This window comes from Pseudomonas sp. FSL R10-1339, from assembly GCF_009600545.1.
In the GTDB taxonomy this organism is placed as follows: domain Bacteria; phylum Pseudomonadota; class Gammaproteobacteria; order Pseudomonadales; family Pseudomonadaceae; genus Aquipseudomonas; species Aquipseudomonas bubulae.
Window position 1 is genome coordinate 1 of the sequence record NZ_WIVQ01000244.1, and the last position, 727, is coordinate 727.

The window sequence follows — 727 nt, forward strand, 5'->3', positions numbered from 1 at the left end:
GCGGTGGACGAGGCCCTGGAAGAGCCGCTGCTGCTGGCACCGCGCCTTGAACCGAGCCTGGCACCCTTGCTGGCGCGACGCCTTAACCGCCCCGGCAGCCCGCCACTGATCCGTACCATGATCGACGCCAGTTTGCAGCGTCGCCTCGAAGACTTGCTGCTGGGCTGGCGCGCCCGTTTGCCCGATCACACCTCGGCGGCCATTGTGGTGGTCGAAACCGAAAACATGGCCGTACGCGCCTATCTGGGGTCGGTGGACATCAATGATGCACGCCGCTTTGGCCATGTCGACATGATCACCGCCATGCGCTCGCCGGGCTCGACCCTCAAGCCGTTTTTGTACGGCATGGCCATGGATGCTGGGCTGATTCACTCTGAATCGCTGCTGCAGGATGTGCCGCGGCGTTATGGCGACTATCGTCCGGGCAACTTCTCCATGGGTTTCAGCGGGCCGGTATCGGCCAGTGCCGCGCTGGTCACTTCGCTCAACTTGCCCGCCGTACAACTGCTTGAAGCCTATGGGCCCAAGCGTTTTGCCGCCGATATGCGCAACGGTGGCGTGCCCTTGAGTTTGCCAGCACTGGCCGAGCCCAATCTGGCGCTGATTCTGGGCGGCGCCGGCAGCCGTCTGGAAGATCTGGTCAGCGGCTACAGCGCCCTTGCACGTGAAGGGCGCAGCGCCAACCTGCGGCTGCAACCCGACGACGAACTGCGCGAGCGGCACATGC

Annotated in this window: 1 protein-coding gene; it reads left to right on the top strand. The window is 64.5% G+C overall.

The window, feature by feature from the left end; all coding sequences use genetic code 11:
- Window positions 1-727, top strand: a 727-nt coding sequence (locus GHO03_RS24645) for a penicillin-binding transpeptidase domain-containing protein (protein ID WP_256668779.1), incomplete at both ends; no start/stop codon positions are given.